17 protein-coding genes are annotated in these 20,984 nt (G+C 40.3%); all 17 read left to right on the plus strand.

All coding sequences use genetic code 11. The features are described 5' to 3' along the window. Positions 1-38 precede the first annotated feature (38 nt). The gene (locus RTR43_RS01300) at positions 39-1,313 is read left to right on the plus strand and encodes a YlbE family protein (RefSeq protein ID WP_312469085.1); all 1,275 of its coding nucleotides are present in this window, start codon (positions 39-41) and stop codon (positions 1,311-1,313) included. Next, positions 1,314-2,210: an oxamate carbamoyltransferase subunit AllH family protein gene (locus RTR43_RS01305; RefSeq protein WP_312469086.1), complete on the plus strand. Its 897-nt coding sequence runs from the start codon at positions 1,314-1,316 to the stop codon at positions 2,208-2,210. A 299-nt stretch (positions 2,211-2,509) separates the two neighbouring features. Next, positions 2,510-3,445: a carbamate kinase gene (arcC, locus tag RTR43_RS01310; protein WP_312469087.1), complete on the plus strand. Its 936-nt coding sequence runs from the start codon at positions 2,510-2,512 to the stop codon at positions 3,443-3,445. Between the two features lie 36 nt (positions 3,446-3,481). Next, a complete protein-coding gene (locus tag RTR43_RS01315; protein ID WP_312469088.1) occupies positions 3,482-4,849 on the plus strand; it encodes a citrate transporter in 1,368 nt (455 codons plus the stop codon). Positions 4,850-4,942: 93 nt separating this feature from the next. Further along, entirely contained in the window at positions 4,943-6,166 is a 1,224-nt protein-coding gene (locus tag RTR43_RS01320; RefSeq protein WP_312469090.1) for an amidohydrolase family protein, read from the plus strand. Positions 6,167-6,345: 179 nt separating this feature from the next. Then, a complete protein-coding gene (locus RTR43_RS01325; RefSeq protein ID WP_312469091.1) occupies positions 6,346-7,488 on the plus strand; it encodes a sensor histidine kinase in 1,143 nt (380 codons plus the stop codon). Next, on the plus strand, positions 7,478-8,182 hold the full coding sequence (locus RTR43_RS01330) for a response regulator transcription factor (RefSeq protein ID WP_312469092.1): 705 nt from the start codon (positions 7,478-7,480) through the stop codon (positions 8,180-8,182). The genes RTR43_RS01325 and RTR43_RS01330 overlap by 11 nt, the downstream gene beginning before the upstream one ends. Before the next feature lie 88 nt (positions 8,183-8,270). Further along, positions 8,271-8,681, plus strand: coding sequence for a nucleoside deaminase (locus RTR43_RS01335; protein ID WP_312469093.1), 411 nt, complete (start codon positions 8,271-8,273; stop codon positions 8,679-8,681). 157 nt (positions 8,682-8,838) lie between these two features. After that, positions 8,839-10,971: a sigma 54-interacting transcriptional regulator gene (locus RTR43_RS01340; protein ID WP_312469095.1), complete on the plus strand. Its 2,133-nt coding sequence runs from the start codon at positions 8,839-8,841 to the stop codon at positions 10,969-10,971. Positions 10,972-11,182: 211 nt separating this feature from the next. Next, entirely contained in the window at positions 11,183-11,401 is a 219-nt protein-coding gene (locus RTR43_RS01345) for a spore germination protein (RefSeq protein WP_312469096.1), read from the plus strand. Positions 11,402-11,870: 469 nt separating this feature from the next. Further along, positions 11,871-13,364, plus strand: a complete 1,494-nt coding sequence (locus RTR43_RS01350; RefSeq protein ID WP_312469098.1) for an aldehyde dehydrogenase family protein — start codon at positions 11,871-11,873, stop codon at positions 13,362-13,364. A 24-nt stretch (positions 13,365-13,388) separates the two neighbouring features. Further along, entirely contained in the window at positions 13,389-14,762 is a 1,374-nt protein-coding gene (locus RTR43_RS01355; RefSeq protein WP_312469099.1) for a putrescine aminotransferase, read from the plus strand. 65 nt (positions 14,763-14,827) lie between these two features. After that, on the plus strand, positions 14,828-16,180 hold the full coding sequence (gene gabT / locus RTR43_RS01360; RefSeq protein ID WP_312469119.1) for a 4-aminobutyrate--2-oxoglutarate transaminase: 1,353 nt from the start codon (positions 14,828-14,830) through the stop codon (positions 16,178-16,180). A gap of 37 nt (positions 16,181-16,217) precedes the next feature. Continuing rightward, the gene (locus RTR43_RS01365) at positions 16,218-17,639 is read left to right on the plus strand and encodes an NAD-dependent succinate-semialdehyde dehydrogenase (protein ID WP_312469121.1); all 1,422 of its coding nucleotides are present in this window, start codon (positions 16,218-16,220) and stop codon (positions 17,637-17,639) included. A gap of 388 nt (positions 17,640-18,027) precedes the next feature. Next, positions 18,028-19,212 carry a CaiB/BaiF CoA transferase family protein gene (locus tag RTR43_RS01370; protein WP_312469100.1) on the plus strand — a complete coding sequence of 395 codons (1,185 nt, stop codon included), beginning with the start codon at positions 18,028-18,030 and terminating at the stop codon, positions 19,210-19,212. Positions 19,213-19,225: 13 nt separating this feature from the next. Continuing rightward, the gene (locus RTR43_RS01375; RefSeq protein WP_312469102.1) at positions 19,226-20,431 is read left to right on the plus strand and encodes an acyl-CoA dehydrogenase family protein; all 1,206 of its coding nucleotides are present in this window, start codon (positions 19,226-19,228) and stop codon (positions 20,429-20,431) included. Positions 20,432-20,595: 164 nt separating this feature from the next. Continuing rightward, on the plus strand, positions 20,596-20,904 hold the full coding sequence (locus tag RTR43_RS01380) for a DUF3870 domain-containing protein (protein ID WP_312469103.1): 309 nt from the start codon (positions 20,596-20,598) through the stop codon (positions 20,902-20,904). Positions 20,905-20,984: the final 80 nt, after the last annotated feature.

The following is a 20,984-nucleotide window of genomic DNA, read 5'->3' on the forward strand; positions in this document are numbered from 1 at the left end:
GATTTTAACAAAGAAAATAAAATCTGGAGGAAAGCAAAATGTACGGAACTTATAATACAATTGATGAAGCAAATAGAGCGGTAATCGATAAAATTGTTGCCGGTGCCCCTTTTTTAGTAGATGTTGTTCCAGCTAAATCAGTTATTGAGGAATTAAACGGGAAAGTCCTGCTCCATGCAGGTCCACCAATTAAGTGGGATAACATGCCTAGCCCTATGCAGGGTTCATGTATTGGAGCTGTTCTTTTTGAAGGATGGGCAGCAAACGCTGATGAGGCAACTGTCATGCTTAAAAATGGCGAGGTGGAATTTATTCCATGTCATCATGTAAATGCAGTTGGACCAATGGGTGGTATCACTTCAGGTAGTATGCCTGTTGTTGTTGTTGAAAACCGTGAACAGGGCAACACTGCCTATTGTACAATGAATGAAGGTATTGGTAAGGTCCTACGTTTCGGTGCGTATTCTGAAGAGGTGACAAATCGCCTTGCATGGATGAGAGATGTTCTTGCCCCTACTATCTCTAAGGCACTTAAAGTAAAAGGTGATGGACTAAACATCAACGTAATGATTGCCAAAGCGATTACAATGGGTGACGAATTCCACCAACGTAACATCGCTTCGTCCCTAATTTTCTTAAAAGAAATTGCCCCGTTTATTTTACAAACAGATGTATCTGAAAAGGATAAGCAAGAGGTTGTTAAATTCCTTGCTGATACAGATCAATTTTTCTTAAATATTGCGATGGCTACTAGTAAAGCTGTTATGGACGCATCTAGAACGATCCAACACGGTACCGTTGTAACAGCTATGTGCCGGAATGGATATGAATTTGGAATCCGGATTAGTGGTATGGGTGACCAATGGTTTACCGCACCAGTAAATACACCGCAAGGCTTATTCTTCACTGGCTACACTCAAGAAATGGCTAGCCGTGACATGGGAGACAGTGCGATTACAGAAACCTTTGGAGTAGGCGGATTTGCAATGGTTGCTGCCCCAGGTGTAACACGTTTTGTTGGTGCAGGTGGCTTTGACGATGCCCTAAGAACAAGCAATGATATGATGGAAATTTGTATCGACCAAAACCCTAACTTTACGATTCCGACTTGGGATTTCCAAGGTGCATGCCTTGGTATTGATGCAAGGAAGGTTGTTGAAACAGGAATTGAACCAGTGATTAACACAGGAATTGCTCACAAAGAAGCAGGTGTAGGCCAAATCGGTGCTGGTACTGTTCGTGCACCATTAGCATGCTTTGAAAAGGCAATTGAAGCTTATGCAGTAAAGCTCGGTCTCATTGAGGCATTGTAAATGATTAAATATACACTTTTTGGAGGGGAATATAGTTATCTTATTCCCCTTCTTCTTTGTGAAAAAAACATTGGACAAGTTCATAGTATTTTTGCAAATGGCTTTAATATAAAAATGGGGGACTCCTTAATTTTTATTGGTAATAAGAAGAACGGCTTGCTTCCATTTGGGATCCATCTCACTCCTATTGATACATCGAGAGCTGTCATGCTTATTAAAATCAATGAAAGCGTTTTCTGGGATGAAGATACTGCATCATTAATATTCTCAGAAATGTCATTAAGCTTGAAAAATGGCAGCGGATTTAAAAATGAAATATTTCCTGTTTCTAATAATCGTCTCTATAAAGATAAATTAACTAATCTTAAAGAATTGTTAATCACAAATGGCCAGCCGACAGGGTTGGATATTTATATCAATGAATTTTTAAGCAAGTATGATAGGGCTTCCGATGAAAATTGGTCAGAAGGAGAACAATATATACTAGGGCTGATGGATGCTGTTTTGACGAACGACCGCTCTCTTATAGAGAAGACACTCCGCTTTTTTCTTGGGAGAGGGAAAGGACTAACCCCTTCAGGTGATGATCTAATGGTTGGGTTACTTGCATTTGCTTCGATTACAAATTTTATTTCAGTTGCTTTTTATGAGGAATTATCCAAATTGGTTGAAAAGGAACCGATTACAACTGACGTGAGTAAGGAATATTTGCGATATGCACTGAAGAATGAGTTTAGTTCGACAGTTACTGACGTAATAAATTCAATCGGCTCTAATAAGCCTTGGCTATCCGAAGCAGCATTCGATCGATTACTTGGGGTGGGGCATAGTTCTGGGTTGGATACATTATTTGGCATTCTTGTAGGAATGTTAGAATATAACCAATTTATTGATTAATAAGCAAACTCTCCTAGGCGCAATGAAGAATTATTCGACTCTCGAAATAAAGGTTATGAAATTTTTTTGACATTTCTTAATTGATTTCTTTAATGTTATGTGATTAAGAGAAATCGCGACATAATAAGGTTTTCACCATGCTTCGACATGAACAAATAGAATTTTGTTATGTTTTTTTAATCTTTTTTTATGAAAACGCATTATTTTTTTACGGTTTGTTAATTTGATAATAGTGTTTTCTATCCCTAAACTATAAGTAGATAGTCTATCTAATATATATGAAACAATGAGGTGTTATTGTGAGTAAAATTGTCCTTGCTATCGGAGGCAATGCAATCATCAGAGAAGGACAAAAGGGTACCATTGAGGAACAGCAGCAAAATATTTATGAAAGCTGTGAACCTGTACTTGGATTAATTGAACAGGGGAACACTGTTGTCATCACTCATGGAAATGGCCCACAAGTGGGTAATACATTAATTAAATCCAAAATGGCTGAAACAGTGGTTCCGGCTTATCCTTTAGATGTTTGTGACGCAGAAACTCAAGGAAACTTGGGATATTTAATTCAACAAGCATTCAGAAATAAAATGGTAGAACGTAAAATTGAAAAAACAGTAGCAACAGTTGTTACACAGTCAATAGTTTCAAAAGACGATCCTGCTTTTGAAACGCTTACTAAGCCAATTGGACCATTTTATTCAAAAGAAGAAATGGAAGAAATCCTTAAAGTGGAAAACCTTACTTTTGTTGAAGACAGTGGTAGAGGATACAGACGTGTTGTGGCATCTCCAAAGCCTATCAAAATTGTTGAAAAAGAGGCCATTGAAGCATTACTTGAAAAAGACATTACCGTTATTACAGCTGGTGGGGGAGGAATCCCTGTTGTAGAAGAAAACGGAATGCTTGTGGGTGTAGAAGCAGTCATTGATAAAGATTTTGCTAGCGCTCTCTTGGCTGCTGAAATCAATGCAGATTATTTATTTATCTTAACAGGTGTTGAACAAGTTGCGATTCATTTTGGAACGCCAAATCAACAAAATCTTTTAGAAATGTCAGTCGATGACGCACTTCGTTATATGGAAGAAGGACATTTTCCAAAAGGCAGCATGGGTCCAAAAATAGAAGCAGCCATTATGTTTTTAAATAAAGGCGGAAAAAACGTCATTATTACATCGATTGATAAGCTTCAAGATGCACTATTGGGCAAAACAGGTACACGAGTAGTTTTATAAACCAATCCCCATAAAATAGTTTAAAGGAGACAAGACATGAAAAAGAGAAATATATTTGCAATGATAGCATCCTTATTATTCATGCTAATTTCAGGTGCTCAAGTATTTGCTGCAGATCAACTTTCAGAAGTGAAAACTCCTCACGGATTCTACGCTTTTGTAGTTATTATTCCATTAATTGTAATACTTGCGCTTTTATTTATGAAAGTGGACATGGTAGCAGCAGGGTTTGTAGGTGGCGCCTTGGCGATGATCATTGGTGGAGTTGGCCTAGCACAAGCTAATGAACAGTTCATTAAAACAATTCCAACTATGCTCTCCATTACTGTACCAATTATTAACTCCGCAATTGCGATGGCTGTTTTTAAATCAGGTGGTTATACGGCAGCACTGACATTAGTTCGTCGAGCAATTAAAGGCAAGGTTGAATATTTCGCTGTATTTATTGTTATTTTACAAGCTGCAGCAACATATATGTCCGGTATCGGTGGCGGTAGTGCCATGGTTATTGCACCACTAGCTTTCGCAGCAGTGGGAGCGATTCCTGAATTAATTGCTGCTATGTCCATTGCAGCAGCAGTTTCATTTACAACTTCTCCTGCTTCACTTGAATCGGGTATTGTTTCAAAGCTTTCCGGAATCTCAGTTGATCATTATGTTTCGGAAATGAGATTATTTTGGCTTGGCTTTGTCCTTCTAGCAATTATCATCGGTTTTTATGGTGCGAAGAAACGTAAAGTTATCTTTAAGGGCGAAGAAAGCGCAGAATTCGCTGGCATGACAAATGCTCAAATTTTTAAAGTTACGATTCCTGTAATTTTCCTATTATCAGCTGTTATTATTGGACCTTTTATTAACAAAGCAGTAGGGTCACCAATTATTACTCCTTTAGTTTATACAGTCATTACACTTGTTTTAATCTTTGTTTGTACGAAATTTAATGTCAATCAATCCGTTGAGGCAATGGTTGATGGCTCCACTTATATTTTAAAAAGTTTATTTGCGGTAGGTATTTTCCTATCATTTATCAATATCATTGGCGACACTGGTGCCTTTAAAGTAATTGCAGGAATCGCACAAAGTGCACCTTCTGCTATCGTTGTTCCTGCAGCTGTTTTAGCAGGGATTCTTGTTGGGATTCCAGCAGGTGCTTACGTTGGATCGATTCTTGGTCTAGTATTACCAGTGGCTGTTTCACTCGGATTTTCACCAGTTGCATTTGGATTCGTAGCGATGGGCGTTGGGCTAGGAAGCCAACTAAGCTTTGTAAACATTACGATGCAAGCATTATCTGCAGGATTCCAAATTCCAATTATCCAAGTTGTTAAAGGAAATGCAAAATGGGTTGGCGGAGCAATGGTTATTCTGCTTGTTATCTCATTCTTTTTTGGAAAAGTAGCTTAAATTCATAAAATATGTGGACTCGCAACTAATAGGGCCTTAGGGCATGTCAGTTGCGAGTTCACTTTAAAAAAATCTTTTTGGAGGTTTAACAGAATGGATATTTTAATTAAAAAAGCGAAGCTTCAAGAAGGACAAGAATTAAAGGATATCGCAATTAAAGACGGTAAAATTGTTGCGATTGAAAATAACATTGAATCTGATGCAGCTCGTGTCATCGAGGCAAATGGAAAGGTTTTAATCCCAGGTCTTATTGAAAGCCACATCCATTTAGATAAAGCACTTATCGCTGACAGACTTCCAAACAAGTCAGGCACATTGCAAGAAGCACTATCCGTTACTGCTCAATTAAAACCGACTTTTACAAGAGAAGATATTATTGACCGTGCTGAGCGTACACTAGAAATGCTCATTATGAATGGTGTTACCAACATTCGTACACATTCAGAATTTGACCCTTCACAAGGAATGACTGGATTTGAAGTGGTTATGGGTTTAAAAGAAAAATATAAAGATCTTGTTGATATGCAAGTCGTTGCATTCCCACAAGAAGGTATTCTAAAAGCTCCTGGTACAGAAGAAATGATGTATAAAGCAATGGAGATGGGTGCTGACGTAGTTGGTGGTATCCCTTATAATGATACACCTTGGGACAAGCATATTGATCTAGTATTCGAAATCGCGAAAAAATACAACAAACCAATTGACTTTCATCAAGACTTTAAAGATGATGCAGATGGAATCACGATTGAATATGTTTGCGATAAAACCATTGCAGAAGGTTTTGTCGGACGAGTATCGGTCGGCCATTTAACTGCACTGGGTGCATTACCAAAGGAACGTTTAGAACCAATTATTAAAAAGATGGCAGAAGCACAAATCAGTGTCATGAGCTTACCGGCAACTGACCTTCACTTAGGCGGTCGTCATGATGAATACAATGTTCGCCGTACATTAACACCTGTTCGCGCATTACGTGATGGTGGAGTAAATATGTGTATTGCTACGAATAATATTCGTAACCCGTTCACTCCGTATGGTACTGGTGACGTTATTCAAACAGCAATGTTGGCCATTCCAGCAGCACATCTTGGCGGTGCAGCAGACCTTCCAACTGTATTGCCAATGATTACGACTAATCCTGCAAAAGCCCTTGGTTTAGATGATTACGGAATTGAAGTTGGAAAAAAAGCTAATTTAGTTTTGCTTGATACAGAATCAGTTACGAATGCAGTCATCGATCTTCCAATAAGATTGTTTGTGATTAAGAGTGGAAAAGTAACAGCAGAAACAACAAAAACAGTTAAGATTAACAGATAGTTAGAATAGATTTATGTGTAACTGTTGTAATAAGTAGTAAAATCCTTCCCTAATACCCTTATATACGCCCCTATATGTAGCAAGCATATAGGGGCTTTGTTCTATTCCTTGTTAAAAAAATGCTATAATTGCACTAGTATAGGACTTCCAAATTCAAAATGGGAGGAAGGATAACAATCATGGAATATTCTGATATTGAAGGTAGTCTAAAAAATAAAATCTATTATGAGAAATATAAAAACAGACATGCTCAACTTAATGCAGTATTAAAAAGTATGTCAGAGGGCATTATTTTGGTTGATAATAATAAGCAAATAGTATATCAAAATGAATTTTTTAATAATCGTCTTTTTAATGAAAATAGAAAAGTCAATCTGAAAACTGAATGTGATTTAATCCAATTCTTACAACAGGTGACTGATCCTCCGATAGACAATGTTGATGAGCTTATTAATTCAGATGAAATAGATATAAAATTTAGTATCAAGCAGAGCAACCGAATAAAATATTTCACGTTAAACAAGTTTAGCGTTTGCACGGAAACAGATTTTATTGGTAATGGATATTTGCTGCGTGATATTACGAAAGAAGCAGAGATTGACCAACTGAAGACTAATTTAATAACGATCGCAAGCCATGAATTTAAGACACCGATAACGAGTATTCGCGGCAGTGTTGAAACCTTAATGCGGCAAGATGCGAATTGGGATGAGAGTTTTAAACAAGAGCTATTACAGGGGATTCATGAAGATATTTTGCATTTGCAGGATTTACTTTCAGTTTGGTTTGATATAAAGAAAATTGAAGTGGGTACAATGTCTCTCAATAAAGGATTTTTTCCAGTGTTTCAGTTAATTGCTAACACGCTGGATAAACTCCCGCAAGAAATCATAGAAAGTAATAAAGTCCAGTATGTAGAAAATAATGCTGAAGAAATACCCTTACTTTATGGAGATAGGAAACGTCTTCAACAAGTGCTCCTCAACTTAATAATGAATGGAATTGTTCACAATGACTCACAAAAGAAAAAAGTGATCATTACCGTAACTTCCGATTATCAATATGTTTATATTCATGTTAAAGATAATGGTATTGGTATTTCAACGAAAGATAGTAAAAAAATATTTGACCGTTTTTTTAGGGTCGACAATTCTCCGCAACGGAAAACAGGCGGGACAGGTCTCGGACTATCCATTTGCATTGGATTAATGCGAGAGCATGATGGAGACATATTAGTCGAAAGTGAACCCGGAAAGGGAAGCATTTTCACATTAAAGCTTCCAATTGTTTCGAAAGGTCATGGTGATCAAGATGAGTCATAGAATAGCAATCATAGACGATGAGCCAAAAATTGTCAGGTTTATTAAGGCAAATTTACTCTCTTTAGGGTATAAAATTGTTACATTCTCAGATGGTGAACAATTTCTTAATAATTTTGATCTCCATGAGCTTGATTTAGTCCTGTTGGATATCATGATGCCAAACATGGATGGGTTTACAGTTTTAGAGAGATTGAGGAAATTTTCCAACGTTCCTGTGATTATTCTTACTGCCCGGAGCAATTCGAATGATTTAATTGAAGGCTTTGAGCTTGGGGCTGATGACTATTTAACAAAACCCTTTTCACTTGATGAATTATTTGCCAGAGTAAAGGCAGTTTTACGTAGAACAGCTCATTTAGATCAAACCATATATGAGAATAAGAAGGTTTCTGTAGGGAACATTGACATTAATCTTGCCCAAAAAAGAGTATTTGTGGGAGAAAAGGAAATGCACTTTACAAACACGGAATATTTGATTTTAGAACAGCTGGCGCTCTATGCAGATAAAGTCGTCAGCCACGAACAGATACTTGTTTCGGTTTGGGGCGCAGAGTACAGAAATGAAGTGGAGTATCTACGCGTTGCCATAGCGCGAATTCGGAAAAAACTCAAGGATTCAGGATGTAAGAATATTGCGAGTATTATTAGCACCTATCCTGGAATCGGGTATTCACTGGTTACAAAACCCACGTAATGGCGGAAGTAGTTAATTTAACATAAAAAATCATTTGAATTACTAGATTGTGCCAAAACTTATATTGAAGAACTAGGAGAGGTTTACAATGAGTGATCGAAAATGGATGGAATATGCAATAGAACTTGCTAAAAAGAATTCATCAGAAAAAGGCGGAAAGCCGTTTGGGGCAGTCATTGTTAAAGATGGCAGGCTCATTTCTGAAGGGGTTAATGATGTCCTTGCTACCCATGATCCAACAACACACGCGGAGTTACAAGCAATTAGTCGAGCTTCCAGATTACTAGGAACAGATGACTTGTCTGATTGTGAATTGTATGCAAGTGGTGAACCATGTCCAATGTGTTTGAGCGCTATTTATTTAGCGAACGTGAACAAGATTTATTTCGCTAATCCAATGGAAGGAAATCCTCTTGCTGCACAGGCAAAAAAGATTTATGAACAAGTTGGTCTGCCAAATGAAGAGAGAACAAATAAGTTGATTCAATTAAAGATATAAAATGCCAAAAGATAAATTTGATTTGCATCAGGAAGAGAATAACATGTAGAAAAAGAAGATGGACCCACCACATCTTCTTTTTTTCATGACATTTTATTTATAAAATTCAAAATAAAGTGATAGTATTAGGATAGGAAGAATTTAGGGGGATGAAACGATGTTTTCTGTTGCAAACGAAAAAGTAAAACCAATTGTATCAGTCATAATGGATGCCGAAATTTCAAAGCCGACTATTAACAAATTAAAAGAACCCTTTATATTCTTAGAAAAACAAAATCAATTATTTGCTTATATTGCGGTAAATAGTCAATTACTAGAAAGACTAGAAAAAGAAAATTTTGCAAAAGAGGCTTTGCTAAAATACGCTAAACCGATTGAAAGCATTTGTCATCTCAGTCAGAACATTTCCCTTCCCGTCTTATTCCAAATTATCGGAGAACCGTTTGCGATTATAAGAGATGAAGAGGGGAACCCGTCAGGATACATACGAAGAGAAGACGTCCTTGCTGAGCTTTTCAAGCAAGAGAATAAAAGTGTTGATTTGCTAAAAATACTACTTACATCAATTCCCATGGGGATTTTTGTATTGGACAAGGAAAAACGCATTATTAATTGCAATGAAGCTGGTTTGAAAATGATACGATCTACAGCAGAAAAGGTATTGAATTTTCCTGCTGGCAATATTTTTAGCGGCCAGCGTATTGAAAAGGTGTTTGCAACCGGAAAGACGCTTCTAAATAATCTTGAAATAACTAACGAAATGGGAGTCCTCGTCGATTACAGTCCGATCCTAAATTATAATAGTGAAGTAGATGGGATTATCATCGTAGCCCAGGACTTGCCAATGGTCGAAGAAATGGCAATGGAAATTGAAAATATAAAAGACCTGAATAAGGATTTAAATGCGATTTTATCAAGTATTTATGATGAAATTCTTGTCGTCAATGCTAAAGGGGAGTTAATTAGGTATAGTGACAATATTATTCAAGATTTTTGGAAGATGGACTTAAAAGAGCTAATTGGAAAAAATATTCTAAAACTTGAGGACCAGGGGCTTTTTACACCCTCAGTTACAAGACTTGTTTTAGAAAAAAGGAAAAAAGTTTCTGTTGTTCAAGAGACGAGATCGGGAAGGAAAATCCTTGCCGTTGGGAATCCTGTTTTTAATGAAAAAAATGAACTGGACCGGATTATCATAGCCTCCCGTGATATTACCGAAACCACAAGGTTAAAAAGCGAACTGCAGGAAATGAGAAAAATATCCGAACAATATAAAAAGGAATTAGATGATTTTAAAAGTAAGGACCGCTTTTTGAAAAAGCTGATATACTGTAGTCCAAAAATGGAAAAAATCATGAATCAGGTAAAAAAAATTGCGGACTTTTCCTCTACGGTTCTTCTCCATGGGGAATCAGGGGTGGGAAAAGAGGTGATTGCCCAAGCGATTCACCAGTTAGGTAAGCGCTCACATAAGCCGTTTCTTAAATTAAATTGTGGCGCGATTCCCGAGAATTTATTGGAAAGTGAACTTTTTGGCTATGCGAAGGGCGCATTTACTGGTGCTGATAAAAATGGGAAAATCGGATATTTCAAGCAGGCAGATGGTGGAATTTTGTTTTTAGACGAAATCGGTGAGCTGCCGTCCCATCTTCAGGTAAAACTGCTCCGTGTCCTTCAGGAACAGGAGGTCATTCCTGTCGGCAGTACAACAGCATTTAGGATCAATGTTCAAATTATCGCAGCTACGAATAAAAGGTTGGAAAAAATGGTGGAAGAAGGAAAATTTCGTGAAGATTTATATTATCGCTTACATGTTATTCCCATTCACATCCCACCGCTTAGGGAACGGACAGAGGATATTTCCTTACTGGCGTTTCATTTCCTACAACAGCTGAATGAAAAATATGATCGAAATTATCATTTAACACCCGATGCTGTTAATGTACTCGAATTTTATTCATGGCCAGGCAATGTAAGGGAACTGCAAAACATTATTGAACGATTAGTGGTAACCGCCGACCATTCAGCGATTGACGCCGAATTTGTCAGTCAATTTTTATCATTAGGCTATGAACATAAAAAAATGAAGCCAGTGATTACAAGGGTGATTCCATTGCAGGATGCCATTGATCATGTGGAAGAACAGCTGATTTTGATGGCGATGAATCAGTACAAAACGACGACAAAGGCCGCCAAAGCACTAGGAATCAGCCAATCCTCTGTCAGCAGAAAATATCAAAAAATAATAACTGAGAAAAATATGAAATTGGAGAATAGGTCGACTACTTAACGATAAGCTACTTCAGATTTCGATATCTGAAGTAGCTTTCTTAGTTTAAGAGTAAATCCCACTTAGCTTGTGGTTTCCTCATCGCCAATTCTACTGGTTAAAGAGGTAAGGATGTAGCCTGTACGTTAGCTTCTGCCGAATGTTATCCATGAACATGAAAAGGACTAAACACATATATTATCTTATATCTTAATAGAAAGGGATGTGTTTATTGCCAGCGATTATCGGACCAGTCCAAATCATTAACGTGAGTGGAGGTATTGCCCAGTTTGGAGATTCCCTCTTTTTGTCACCAAAAGAAAGTTCAAAGACGTTTGAAGGTTCTGGTGGAAGTAACACAGGTGGAATTATCGTTACAAATAGCGTATTAAGCGGAACGAATGTTCTAGATACGGATCTAATCGATCAGCCGATAGTCGGAAATAAGTAAAAAATGACATAAGCCATTAGAATGGTTTATGTCATTTTCTGTGGAAAAGGGGCGGAGCGCCGCAAAAATGAATCACTTTAACCAGTTAAAGTGAAATACTCATTTCACTAGACGAAAGATGTGAAGTCTAGCTCTGCTCTCACCGCCTTTATTAGGTGACTACGGCTTGTTCTCTAATTTTACTTCCATGGTTGGGTTGGGAGTTGAGGCTCATGATAGTTTTTTATCGGTTTACTATCAATTGTTTTCTAAGTGAGCAGCCCACTTCATGAGGATAACCAGTGTAATATACACGTGGTTATCTTGTTTTTTTTGGGGGAAGTACAATATGCATATAGAAATAGACTTATGCAAAGATGAATAGTTTTTTAAAAAATACATAAAGAAATATTAAGCTAGCAATATTATGTAATTGGCATGATTCTTGCAACACTAGTTAGTGAGGGGATATAAAAGGAGGAATGGAAGAATGGTCGAAGTAAAAAGTCGAGTAATCAACCTTAAAATGTATATTGATGGCGAGTGGAAGGATGCTGAAACACAAGAAACACGCCCGGTTATTAATCCGGCAAATGGAGAAGTGATTGCCTATGCTCCTGAAGGGGCCGTCGAGGATGCCCGTTCGGCAATTTATGCAGCCCGGAGAGCTTTCGAAGAGGATGTTTGGTCCGGTATTTCCGCTCAGGAAAGAGCCTCCTATTTATTGAAAATTGCAGACAAAATTGATGAATACGCTGATGAGCTAACCCAGCTTGAAACACTGGATAACGGTAAACCATTAAGAGAAGCTGGATATGATGTCGGGGATGCGGCCGCTTGCTTCCGCTACTATGCAGGATTAATTACGAAGCCTGATGGCCAGACCTACCATGTTGCCGATCCGATGCAGGCGATGGTTGTCCGTGAGCCTGTTGGTGTATGTGGTCTAATTGTACCTTGGAATTATCCGCTGTTAATGAGTGTTTGGAAAATCGCGCCTGCGTTAGCGGCAGGAATCACAATTGTATTTAAGCCTTCTGAGGTGACACCTGTTACCCCGAAAAAGCTGTTTGAAATTTTTGAAGAAGTCGGCTTACCAAAAGGTGTTGCCAATATGGTAATGGGTGCTGGTCCTGTGGTCGGAAATGAAATCGCTTCCCATCCAGAAGTGGATATGGTTTCGTTTACCGGTGGAACGAAAACAGGGAAGCATATCATGAAGACGGCGGCAGATACGATGAAAAAGGTTTCATTAGAGTTAGGTGGAAAATCACCAAATATTATTTTTGCTGATGCCGATTTTGAAACTGCTGTCGATTATGCCTTATTCGGTATTTATGCCGGCTCCGGCCAAGTGTGTTCAGCCGGTTCAAGAATTCTTGTTGAAGAAAGTATTTATGATCAATTCGTCGAGCGTTTTGTTGAAAGGGCCAGGAAAATTCAAGTTGGACCTGGTGTTGACCCTGATACAGAGATGGGCCCACTTGTAAGCCAGCAGCATTTGGAAAAAGTTCTCCATTACATTGAGCTTGGCAAACAGGAAGGGGCGACGATTGCTAGCGGCGGTAACCGTATTGTTCGTGCGGGCTTAGAAAAAGGATACTTTGTTGAACCAACTGTTTTTGTTGATGTGAAGCAAGAGATGAGAATCGTTCAAGAGGAAATATTCGGTCCAGTTGTCGTTATCCAGAAGTTTAAGGGTGAAGAGGAAGCATTAAAGCTTGCTAACGGAACTGTTTATGGCCTGGCTGGAGCTGTGTTTACGAAAGATGGCGCGAAAGGATTACGGTTGATTAAAAAGCTGCGTGCAGGGATTACCTGGGTGAATGCCTATCATCCTACGTATAATGAAGCGCCATGGGGTGGCTATAAGCAAAGTGGTATTGGTCGCAGCCTTGGAACGTTTGGTCTTGAGGAGTTCCAAGAGATTAAACAGATTAATATCAATTTACAGGTGGAGCCGGTAGGTTGGTTTTCAAACTAATACATTACGAGGAGGAACGAAATAATGAGTATCGATATAAATCAAGAATTGAAGAGTAAGCATAATCAAAATGTAAGCGAATATATAAATAAGGTTTTAAGTTTAGTAGAAAAAGAGCAAGTAACGGAAGAAGATGCTGCCTGGATTACGAAGGAAACCGTCGATGGCTTCCGTGAGCATGTTAATCCAGGATTTCTTGCTTATCGAAAAACGGTAACAAAGGATGGCCAATTTGCTGCCGTGGAATGGTCGGATAATGGTTCCTGCTTCAAGGATGTCAATGGTAAAGAATATATTGATTGTCTTGGCGGCTTCGGTATTTATAATGTGGGCCACCGCAATCCAAAAGTGGTTAAAGCAGTCACGGACCAATTAAAACGCCAGGCCCTTCATAGTCAAGACCTACTCGATCCGCTGCGGGCAATGCTGGCAAAAATCTTAGCTGATATTACCCCTGGTGATTTGAAATATGCCTTTTTTACAAACAGTGGAACAGAAAGTGTCGAGGCTGCGCTTAAGCTTGCGAAAATGTACAGCGAGCGAACAACGTTTATTTCCACAACTCGTGCGTTCCACGGAAAAAGCTTAGGATCATTGTCCGGAACGGCCAAAGGAATGTTCCGTAAGCCATTCCTACCATTGATTCCAGGGTTCCGTCATGTCCCATTTGGCGATATCGACATGATGAAAAAAACCTTTGAAGTATGCGCTTCAGTAGGAGAAGATGTGGCTGCTGTCATTCTTGAGCCAATTCAAGGTGAAGGTGGAATTATACTTCCACCAGAAAATTACTTAAAACAGGTTCGTGAGCTTTGTGACCAATACGGTTCCCTGCTGATTTTTGACGAAGTGCAAACAGGGATGGGACGTACGGGTAAAATGTTTGCTGCAGAATTGTATGACGTCGTTCCAGATATTATCTGTCTCGCCAAAGCATTTGGTGGCGGTGTGATGCCGGCGGGAGCGATTGTTGCAAGAGAAGAAGTATTTAAGAGCTGGTTCCCGAATCCGTTCATGCATACGACAACCTTTGGCGGCAATCCTTTAGCATGTGCCGCGGCGATTGCCACAATTGGTGTATTAATAGAAGAGAATTTACCAGAAAGAGCGGCAGTGGTTGGTGAATATTTCCTTAAGCAGTTGAAGGAAGCGGCGGCAGGCCATGAGGATAAGGTTATTGAGATTCGCGGCCAAGGGCTGATGATTGGGATCGAATTCCATCAGGATGAAACTGGATATGAAGTATCAAAAGGAATGTTTGATCGAGGTGTTCTTGTAGCAGGAACTCTTATTAATTCTAAAACAATCCGAATCGAGCCGGCGCTGACAATTAGTTATGAAGAAGTAGATAAGGTGGTTAACACCTTTAAACAGGTTTTAGAACTGGTACAAGAATAAATGGTTAATTTTTATAGTATGCATTTATAAAGGGGGGAGCGGAAAAATTGGAAAAGAAATATGTAATGCTCCAGACAGAGATACCCGGGCCAGAATCGAAGAAAATGTTGGAACGAAGAAATCAATATGTCCCAAAGGGGATCAGCAACAATTGCCATTGCTTTGTTAAAAAAGCGAAGGGATCCCTAGTCGAAGATGTAGACGGTAATATTTATATTGATTTTGCTGGTGCTATTGGAACGGTAAACGTTGGACATTCACACCCGAGAGTGGTAAGAGCCCTTCAGGAACAAGCCAGTCAATTTATCCACACCGGCTTTAATGTGATGATGTATGAATCGTATATCGATCTTGCCGAGAGGCTTTGCCTGCTTGCTCCAGGTGACTTTCCTAAACAGGTTGCCTTATTCAACAGCGGTGCAGAAGCCGTTGAAAACGCAGTGAAAATCGCCAGAAAATATACGAAACGACAAGGAATTATCTCGTTTACTAGGGGGTTCCATGGCAGGACGTTAATGACGATGACGATGACCAGTAAGGTTAAACCATACAAATTCGGCTTTGGCCCTTTCGCACCGGAGGTTTACAAGGCGCCGTACCCATATGTCTACCGGCGTCCGGAGGGAATGAGTGAGCAGCAATACAGTAAAATGATCATTGAGCAATTTGAGCAGTTCCTGCTTGCGGAGGTCGCACCCGAAACCATTGCCGCGGTTGTGATGGAACCAGTACAGGGGGAGGGCGGTTTTATCGTGCCTGACACCGCCTTTGTTCACAGAGTTCGCGAAATCTGTACACAGTACGGAATTTTGTTTATTGCCGATGAAATTCAAACGGGGTTTGCCCGGACAGGGAAATATTTCGCGATTGATCATTTTGGTGTCGTTCCTGATTTAATTACGATATCAAAATCAATGGGGGCTGGTGTCCCAATCAGCGGAGTGATTGGCAGAGCGGAAATTATGACAGCCCCAGAAGTTGGCGAAATCGGCGGCACCTATTCTGGAAGCCCGCTTGGCTGCCGGGCCGCGCTGACGGTTTTGGATATTATCGAAACAGAAAACTTAAATGAACGGGCGGGAAAGATCGGTGCTAGAGTAATAGAAAAAATGCAGCTCCTCGCAGGCCGTTTCGATTCTATTGGGGATGTCCGCGGCCTTGGAGCAATGTGCGCAATGGAAATTGTGAAGGATAGGCAATTGAAAACACCTGATAAAGAAGCGGTTGGAAAAATTGTTAAAGCAGCAGGCGAGCGGGGGCTTCTATTATTAAGTGCCGGTCTTTATTCAAACGTTATTCGTCTGCTTATGCCATTGACGATAACCGATGATCAGCTTGAAGAAGGATTGCAAATCCTCGAGGAAGCCATGGAAGCAGTATACTTGAATGATTCTGCCATGTCAGTTGGGGGGAAATAAAGTGGATGTTATAAAACAAAAGTATCAAATCTATCCAATGTATTTAGATGGAAAATGGGTTGGTAATGATTATGAGGTTTTAACTGAAATTATCAATCCGGCAACAAAGGAAGTATTAGGTGCGATACCGACTGGCGGTGCCTATGAAGCGGAGCAGGCTGTCGATGCTGCTCATAGGGCCTTCAAAACTTGGTCGAAAAAGACAGCAGACGAGCGCTTTCAACTCCTGATGAAATGGTATCAGTTAATTGATGAAAACAAACATGAGATCGCTAAAATCATGACAATGGAACAAGGCAAACCGTTAAAGGAGGCACTGGGAGAGGTTCAGTATGCTAATGGTTTCATTTCCTGGTATGCCGAAGAGGGAAAACGGGTTTATGGTGAAACGATTCCTGCATCCCATCCCAATAAAAGGATATTAGTACGGAAGGAACCAGTAGGTGTGGTCGCGGCGATTACTCCTTGGAATTTTCCGGCGGCAATGATTACACGTAAAGTCGCGCCTGCATTAGCAGCCGGGTGTACTTGTGTCGTAAAACCAGCGAATCAGACACCGCTTACCGCTTTAAAAATGGCTGAGCTTGCCCATGAAGCAGGAATCCCAAGCGGTGTGTTAAATATCATTACCGGCAGATCCTCTGAGATTGGTGAAACTTGGCTGAAGGACCCGCGCGTGACAAAAATAACATTTACAGGGTCGACTGAGGTTGGAAAAACACTGATGCGCGGTGCCGCAGAAAATGTTAAAAAGGTGTCGCTTGAGTTGGGTGGCAATGCTCCATTTATCGTTATGGACGATGCGAATCTAGCCAAAGCAGCTGTCGGACTTGTTCAATCAAAATTCCGTAATGCCGGCCAAACCTGTATTTGTACGAACCGTGTTTATGTCCAAGAAGGTATTGCTGCTGAATTCATAAAGCTTTTTCAAGCGGAATTAGAAAAGCTTAAGGTTGGCAACGGACTTGAGGACGGAGTCGATATTGGACCGTTAATTGATAAAGCTGCATATAAAAAAGTAGAAGGCCTTGTCCATGATGCAGTAAAAAGGGGTGGAAAGGTTACTTATAGTGGGCTCAAACCTGCTGAAGGAAACGGCTATTTCTATGCTCCAACAATTTTGACCGATATCGATGATGAGATGGAATGCATGAAGGACGAGATCTTTGGACCGCTTGCTCCAATTTCAACTTTCAAAACAGAGGAAGAAGTGATTGAGCGGGCAAATAATTCCCGTTACGGGCTGGCTGCCTATGTATTCACAGAAAATTTGAGTCGTTCCTTTAGAATCTCAGAACAGCTCGAGTACGGAATTGTCGGCCTTAATGATGCTTTACCTTCAGCTGTTCAAGTTCCATTTGGCGGATACAAAGAGAGCGGTCTTGGCCGGGAAGGTGGTCATTTTGGAATCGAGGAGTTTCTAGAAGTGAAATATATCTCGATAGGGTTGGATTTTTAAAAAATGCCTCTGTTTTGGGTTGTGAACCGAACAAAATTTGAACTTCGCGGAATTAATGGTGAACTCGGCGGAATCCCTGCTGAAGTTGGCGGAATGAACCACAAAATCCGCGGAATCATTTAAACGCAAGCTTAAGCAAAAAAGTATCAGGTAACGATATATGCGTTTTCTATCTTATTTTTGAAGATGTAGCTGCCAAATTCGTTTTATCCTCTTGCCAGAGGAAAATTCACGAATAAGAGCCAGTGAGACTTTCAGTGTCTTTATTTGTCATTGATTGTGTTCACTGGTTTTTTTTCGATATCTTTTTAAAGGAGCAATAAAGGTTTCAATAGATTAGCAATCTATCAATAGCTGCTACAAATTACGAGGAAAGGAGGAAGCTTTAGTGTCTGGATCACTGCAGGGAATAAAAGTTATCGATTTATCACGCGTATTAGCAGGCCCCTATTGCACGATGATCTTAGGTGATATGGGAGCAGAGGTAATTAAAGTCGAAAGTGTCGATACGGGAGATGAAACAAGAGGGTGGGGGCCGCCATTTGTTGAAGGCGAGAGTGCCTACTACTTATGTGCTAACCGAAATAAACAGGGAATGACGTTAAACCTGAAGTCGCCAAAAGGCATGGAGATTTTACAAAAACTAGTATCGGATGCCGATGTGGTTGTCCAAAATTTTAAACCGGGAACGCTTGACAGATTAGGGTTTGGATATGAGGAAATGAAAAAGGTCAATGAAGGAATTATCTTGGCCTCTATCAGCGGCTTTGGCGCCACTGGTGCTTATGCCCCTCTCCCAGGCTACGATTATATTATTCAAGCCATGTCGGGCTTAATGAGCATTACCGGTGAAAAGGAGGCCCAGCCTGCCAAGGTTGGTGTTGCGATTGCTGATGTCCTTACCGGTCTCTATACATGTATTGGAATTTTAGGAGCAATCCAGCACCGCAACAGGACGGGCGAGGGGCAGGAAGTCGACATATCGTTATTTGACTCCCAGCTGGCTGCTTTAGTAAATGTTGCCAGCAATTACCTTTGTTCAGGTGAGATTCCTAAACGCCTTGGGAATGCCCATCCTAATATTGTGCCTTATCAGGTGTTCACTGCAAGTGATGGGGATTTTATTATCGCCGTTGGGAATGATCGGCAATATCGGAAGCTCGCCATCCTGCTTGACGATGAAGCGCTACTTTCGGAAAAATATGAAACCAATTCAGGCCGACTGAAACATAAGAATGACCTTGTAAAAATGATCGCCACTAGGATAAGAACGAGATCGAGAGCTGAATGGAAACAGCTGCTTGACGAAAAGGGCATCCCGAATGGCCCAATTTACAATGTGAAGGACGCATTGGAATCGAACCACGCTCTTTCAAGAAATATGGTTGTAAATGTATCCCATCCCAATATTCCAAATTTAAAACTAGTCGGCTCACCATTAAAATTTTCAAAAACACCGGTAAAAATGGATAAGCATCCACCATTGCACGGTGAACACACCGAGGAAATTCTCCAAAAACTCGGCTACCCAAAAGCTGAAATTACCAAAATGAAAAAAGAGCTAATATTATAGGAGGGAAAAGAATATGAATTTTTCATATACGGAAGAACAAAAAAGCGTAAGAAAGGTAGTAAGGGCGTTCGTAGATAAAGAGATTATTCCTTATATTAAGGAATGGGATGAAAAGGGCCATTTTGAAAAAGGTATCCTAAAACGCTTAGCCGAACTGCAACTGATGGGAGTTTGTATCCCTGAAGAATATGGCGGTGTTGGCATGGATTATAATACGCTTGCTATTGTTTGTGAGGAGTTAGAACGAGGAGATACCGCCTTCCGTACTGCTGTTTCCGTCCATACCGGATTAAACAGTATGACTCTGCTGCAATGGGCAACAGAGGAACAGAAACAAAAGTATCTTGTCCCACAGGCAAAGGGAGAAAAAATTGGTGCCTTTGGACTGACAGAACCGAATGCGGGGTCCGATGTAGCAGCGATGGAAACAACGGCCGTGAAAGACGGGGATTTCTATATTCTTAATGGGACGAAAACATGGATTTCTTTATGCGATGTTGCTGACCATTTCTTAATATTTGCTAAAACGGACACAAAAGCCGGACATCATGGTATTTCCTGCTTCATTGTTGAACGGACCCTTGCAGGGGTGTCCAGCAGAGCGATTAAAGGGAAGTTAGGAATCCGCGCCGGAAATACCGGGGAAGTATTTTTAGATAGTGTCAGAGTTCCAGCTGATAATTTGCTGGGATATGAAGGAGAGGGCTTTAAAATAGCGATGTCCGCCCTTGACAATGGCCGGTTTACCGTAGCCGCAGGCGCCTGTGGTACGATTTTGGCGTCATTGGAAGCAAGCGTCAAATATTGTGAGGAACGAAAAACCTTTGGTAAAGAAATCGGAAAGCATCAGCTTGTCCAACAAATGATTGCGAAAATGTCCGCAAATCTCGAAATTTCTCGTCTCTTAGTTCATAAAGCGGGTTGGTTAAAAAATAACGGGAAGCGCAACACACAGGAAACATCATTGGCAAAATGGATTTCCTGTGATGCCGCTTTTGAAGCGGCGAACGATGCCGTACAAATTCACGGTGCTTATGGATTTTCCAATGAATTCCCTGTCGAACGTTATTTAAGAAATGCCAAGGCTCCTGTCATTTATGAAGGAACAAGAGAAATCCATACGATTATGCAGGCAGAGTATGCGCTTGACTATCGCGAGGACAAACCGCTAAGAAAGGTGCTCCCAGCCTGGCCGTTTGAAGAGGTTGCGATAAGGTGAAATTTCCATCACTGGGGGATTCTTTCATCCCTCACTGATGTTAGTTTGACCAATCGGGCATTTACGGGCAGTTGCCCCCCAACTTATACATGCTAAATTCTCGCAATGACTTGAAGTGGGGGTTTTACTGACCGTTAATACGGGATAAAAGGGTAGGTGAAAAAATGAAAACATATTTTCTTGCCGGTCATTCCCGGCTTCCTCAAGGCATGGCGGCCCAAAGCGTATTTGACTCGTTAACGATTACTGTTGAGGTAGACAAGAAATACGGCGTTATTATTGAATCCTCCTGTACACTGGCGACGGAACATGGAAGAGCCTATGTTCAACAGATTCTCCGAGGACATAGCTTAAAGGATGGAATTGACGATATCCTAGAGGCAATTAGAGAGGGCTATCGTGGGAAAGCGGTTAATGCTCTAATAGCTGCGCTGAAAGACTTGTATAGTCAATATGAAAACTCTAGTAGCTAGTAAAAATAAGAACAAGCCGTGCACGGCTTGTCAGATTGTCGAGAAAGGGTATATTTCTCGGCAATTTTTTAATAATGGAT

This window comes from Neobacillus sp. (assembly GCF_031988165.1).
GTDB lineage: Bacteria > Bacillota > Bacilli > Bacillales > Cytobacillaceae > Neobacillus > Neobacillus rhizosphaerae.

Bases quoted from the DNA above. Each gene is read 5' to 3' on its own strand.
- RTR43_RS01300 (WP_312469085.1), top strand. From the start codon at position 39: ATGTACGGAACTTATAATACAATTGATGAAGCAAATAGAGCGGTAATC.
- RTR43_RS01305 (WP_312469086.1), top strand. From the start codon at position 1,314: ATGATTAAATATACACTTTTTGGAGGGGAATATAGTTATCTTATTCCC.
- RTR43_RS01315 (WP_312469088.1), top strand. From the start codon at position 3,482: ATGAAAAAGAGAAATATATTTGCAATGATAGCATCCTTATTATTCATG.
- RTR43_RS01320 (WP_312469090.1), top strand. From the start codon at position 4,943: ATGGATATTTTAATTAAAAAAGCGAAGCTTCAAGAAGGACAAGAATTA.
- RTR43_RS01325 (WP_312469091.1), top strand. From the start codon at position 6,346: ATGGAATATTCTGATATTGAAGGTAGTCTAAAAAATAAAATCTATTAT.
- RTR43_RS01330 (WP_312469092.1), top strand. From the start codon at position 7,478: ATGAGTCATAGAATAGCAATCATAGACGATGAGCCAAAAATTGTCAGG.
- RTR43_RS01335 (WP_312469093.1), top strand. From the start codon at position 8,271: ATGAGTGATCGAAAATGGATGGAATATGCAATAGAACTTGCTAAAAAG.
- RTR43_RS01340 (WP_312469095.1), top strand. From the start codon at position 8,839: ATGTTTTCTGTTGCAAACGAAAAAGTAAAACCAATTGTATCAGTCATA.
- RTR43_RS01350 (WP_312469098.1), top strand. From the start codon at position 11,871: ATGGTCGAAGTAAAAAGTCGAGTAATCAACCTTAAAATGTATATTGAT.
- RTR43_RS01355 (WP_312469099.1), top strand. From the start codon at position 13,389: ATGAGTATCGATATAAATCAAGAATTGAAGAGTAAGCATAATCAAAAT.
- gabT (WP_312469119.1), top strand. From the start codon at position 14,828: ATGCTCCAGACAGAGATACCCGGGCCAGAATCGAAGAAAATGTTGGAA.
- RTR43_RS01365 (WP_312469121.1), top strand. From the start codon at position 16,218: ATGTATTTAGATGGAAAATGGGTTGGTAATGATTATGAGGTTTTAACT.
- RTR43_RS01375 (WP_312469102.1), top strand. From the start codon at position 19,226: ATGAATTTTTCATATACGGAAGAACAAAAAAGCGTAAGAAAGGTAGTA.
- RTR43_RS01380 (WP_312469103.1), top strand. From the start codon at position 20,596: ATGAAAACATATTTTCTTGCCGGTCATTCCCGGCTTCCTCAAGGCATG.